This window comes from Arthrobacter sp. P1_A5 (assembly GCF_056406825.1).
Map to the genome: position 1 here is coordinate 1 of NZ_JBFTZL010000266.1, position 3,770 is coordinate 3,770.

The 3,770-nt window shown below is 67.4% G+C and carries 5 protein-coding genes; 4 read left to right on the plus strand and 1 reads right to left on the minus strand.

The annotated features are described in order from the left end of the window. The 4 genes from AC1D1S_RS19985 to AC1D1S_RS20000 all read left to right on the plus strand — a co-directional run. The coding region (locus tag AC1D1S_RS19985; protein ID WP_476995304.1) for a helicase-related protein at positions 1-709 on the plus strand (709 nt) is incomplete at its 5' end. Positions 710-787: 78 nt separating this feature from the next. Beyond that, positions 788-1,498, plus strand: coding sequence for a response regulator transcription factor (locus tag AC1D1S_RS19990; protein WP_018775770.1), 711 nt, complete (start codon positions 788-790; stop codon positions 1,496-1,498). Between the two features lie 2 nt (positions 1,499-1,500). Further along, a complete protein-coding gene (locus AC1D1S_RS19995) occupies positions 1,501-2,967 on the plus strand; it encodes a sensor histidine kinase (RefSeq protein ID WP_476995305.1) in 1,467 nt (488 codons plus the stop codon). A gap of 191 nt (positions 2,968-3,158) precedes the next feature. Beyond that, complete coding sequence (locus AC1D1S_RS20000) at positions 3,159-3,446, plus strand: WXG100 family type VII secretion target (protein ID WP_028276951.1); 288 nt, start codon at positions 3,159-3,161, stop codon at positions 3,444-3,446. A gap of 13 nt (positions 3,447-3,459) precedes the next feature. On the opposite strand, the gene AC1D1S_RS20005 is transcribed toward AC1D1S_RS20000, so the two are convergent. Then, positions 3,460-3,770 (minus strand): nuclear transport factor 2 family protein (locus tag AC1D1S_RS20005; RefSeq protein WP_476995306.1); only part of this gene is annotated, 311 nt, incomplete at its 5' end.

Consider the following 3,770-nt stretch of genomic DNA (forward strand, 5'->3'; position numbering starts at 1 on the left):
CCTGCAGGCCCGCCGACGGCTCGGGCTGACCGCCACGTTGGTGCGGGAGGACGGCCGGGAGGGCGAGGTCTTCAGCCTGATCGGTCCGAAACGCTACGACGCGCCGTGGAAGGACATCGAGGCCCAGGGCTACATCGCCCCGGCCGATTGCGTGGAAGTCCGGGTGGACCTGCCCCGCGACGAGCGGGTGGCCTATGCCATGGCCGAGGACGCCGACAAATACCGGCTGTGTGCCACCTCCGAGACGAAGACCCGGGTGGTCGAAGAACTCGTCGCCGAACACGCCGGGGAACAGCTCCTGGTGATCGGGCAGTACATCGACCAGCTCGACGAGATCGGCGAGCGCCTGGGCGCGCCGGTGATCAAGGGCGACACGTCGGTGAAGGAGCGCCAGCGGCTGTTCGACGCGTTCCGCGCCGGCGAGGTGCAGACCCTGGTGGTGTCCAAGGTCGCCAATTTCTCCATCGACCTGCCCGAGGCGTCGGTCGCGATCCAGGTCTCCGGTTCATTCGGGTCCCGCCAGGAGGAGGCCCAGCGCCTGGGCCGGCTGCTGCGCCCGAAGAAGGACGGCCGCTCCGCCCGGTTCTATTCGCTCGTGGCCAGGGACACCCTGGACCAGGATTTCGCCGCGAAGCGGCAGCGGTTCCTCGCCGAGCAGGGGTACGCCTACCGGATCATGGACGCGAAGGACGTCGGCACCGCTGGCTAGGCGGGTGCCGGGGATGCGGCCATGCAACACACAACCTCCATTCAGAAAACTCCCAGAGTCTGGGAGCATCATGGGAACATGAAGAAGAACGGTCCCGAAGCCAAGCTGCTTGTCGTCGATGACGAACCGAACATCCGCGAGTTGCTCTCCACGTCCCTGCGCTTCGCTGGTTTCGAAGTCGTCTCGGCCGGCAGCGGACGCGAGGCACTGGCTGCTGCTGAGTTGCACTCCCCCGATCTGGCGGTGCTGGACGTCATGCTGCCGGACATGGACGGCTTCACCGTTACCCGCCGCCTGCGCGCCGCCGGCAAGCACTTCCCGGTCCTGTTCCTCACGGCCAAGGACGACACCGAGGACAAAGTCACCGGCTTGACCGTGGGCGGGGACGATTACGTCACCAAACCGTTCAGCCTCGACGAGGTGGTGGCCCGCATCCGCGCCGTACTCCGGCGCACGCAACCCCAGGTCGACGACGACGCCGTGATCCGGGTCGATGACCTTCAGCTCGACGACGACGCCCACGAGGTCCGGCGCGGCGGGACCGTGATCGAGCTTTCGCCCACGGAATTTAAGCTCCTGCGCTACCTCATGCTCAATCCGAACCGGGTCCTGTCCAAAGCCCAGATCCTCGACCATGTATGGGAGTACGACTTCAACGGCGACGCCTCGATCGTGGAGTCCTACATCTCCTACCTGCGCCGCAAAGTGGATATCGATCCCGACGCCCCGGCACTGATCCAGACCAAGCGCGGCGTCGGCTACGTTCTGCGGACTGCCGAGAAGCGCTGACCTTGCTGTACCGCTGGAAATCGGCGTCGCTGCGCTCGCAGCTCGTGRCCATCATGATGGCGCTCATGCTGGTGGCYCTCACGGCTACCGGGGCGGGCACGCTGACGCTGCTGCACAGCTTCCTGCAGGGCCAGGTGGATGACAAGCTCCGGGCCGCCGTCGAATCCGCGCGCCAGCAGCAGTCCTTCAGCCAACTGCAGGAAACCAACTCCACCGTTCCCACCGACTACTCGCTGATGCTCTTCAGCCCCGGTCTTCCGCCCTACACCTTCGGCGGCGACAAGGAATCCCACCCCGCGCTCAGCACCTTTTCCTCGGTCGAGGCCCGGGAACGCCAGCAGATGCCCTTCCAGGTCCGCGGATCCGAGGGCGGCAACTGGCGGGTCGTGGCCGTCAGCGTGGTGGATAACAACAACCGCGGCGCCGTCGTCGTGATCGGGCTGCCGTTGGACCCCGTGGATTCGGTGATGGAACACGCTGCCCTGGTGGTGGTGGGTGTGGGCCTGCTGACGCTCGTGCTGGCGTTCTTCATCGCCACGTGGACTGTTTCGCGGTCCTTCCGGCCGCTGGCCCGGGTGGAGAAGACGGCCGCCGCGATCGCCGCGGGAGACTTGTCCCAGCGTGTGGAGGTGGAGAACCCGGGCACGGAGGTGGGCCGGCTTGGGAGCTCGCTCAATGCCATGCTCGCGCACATTGAGACGGCCTTCGCCGCCAGGATGGCGTCCGAGGCGCGGATGCGGCGCTTCGCCGCCGACGCATCGCACGAACTGAGAACCCCGCTGGTGACCATCCGCGGGTTCTCCGAGCTGTACCGGCACGGGGCGTTGTCCACTCCTGAAGACGTGGCCACGGCGATGGGGCGGATCGAAAGCGAAGCCAAACGCATGGGAGCCATGGTCGAAGACCTGCTGCTGCTGGCCAGGATCGACGAACAGCGGCCGTTGCAGCAGAAACCCGCAGACCTGCTGCTGCTGGCCAACGACGCCGTGGTGGACACCCAGGCGAGCGACCGCAGCCGCACCATCACCCTCACCGGGATTGACGGCGCGGCCCCGGCCGCCGCCCCGGTGCTGGGCGACGAAGCCAAACTGCGCCAAGTGGTCAGCAACCTGGTCGGCAATGCCCTGCGCTACACGCCGGAGGGCACCCCTGTCGAAATTGGCGTCGGGGTCCGGACCGCACCGGACGGAACACGGCAGTCCGTGATCGAGGTCCGGGACCACGGACCGGGGGTTCCGGATGACGAGGCGGCCCGTATTTTCGAGCGTTTCTACCGGGCCGACACCTCCCGGACCAGGGAGACCGGCGGCAGCGGACTGGGCCTGGCGATCGTGGCCGCCATCGTCGGCTCGCATTCCGGGTCCGTGCGGGTCGGGAAGACCGACGGCGGTGGTGCCACGCTGGTGGTCAGCATCCCGCTCCTGGACGAAGAGGCCACGGAACGGTCCACAGCGGACTTATCCACATAGGGGCCGACGCCGGTGTCCGGCCGGCGCGCCGCCCGCCTACGCTCGAGGTGTCCGGAAGATCCGGATGAGGCAGCCGCTCCCCCGCCAGCTCTCACCGAAAATGTCAGCGCAATACGTCACCGCAGACCCGCTGACGGTCACCGTGCTCCGCCGGGCCGCGGCCGCCTCCCGAGTATTCGAGAGGCCTTTCCATGAGCATCATCTCCGTCGATACGGAACTCCTCCAGCTGAAGTCCGCCAACGTGCAGGCCACGGTGGAGAGGATCAGCGCGGACGTCCACGCCATGAAACGGGGGCTGGACGAGCTCCAGGGCAGCTGGCGGGGCTCCGCGGCGACTAATTTCCAAACCCTCGTGGCCGAGTGGACGCTGACCCAGGGCAGGGTCGAGGCTTCCCTGGCGTCCATCAACCTCGCGCTGAACTCCGCTGCCGCCACCTATGCGCAGGCGGAACAGGGCAATGCGCAGCGCTTCACGTGAGCCGCTCGCGCCCTCAGGCCTCGGGTGTGCCCTGGTGGAAGCGGAGGCGCCATTGCGCGCCTTCAAGGACCCACAGGGAGCTGCGCAGGGCCGATCCCTCACGGGTGTGGCTGCGGTAGGTCAGGAGGATGGTCTTCTCACCCAGCCGGTCCGCGCCCAACAATTCCAGCTCCACGGCTCCGCCCGGGTTGTCCTCGAGTGACATCATCATGGCGTCGCGGGTCCAGATCCGGCCGGAGCTGCCGATTTCGGTAAAATCCGGGTGGAGCAGCACGCCCGTGCGGCCCAGGTCCGCCCGGGTTTCGGGGCGGAGCAGTTCGCGTT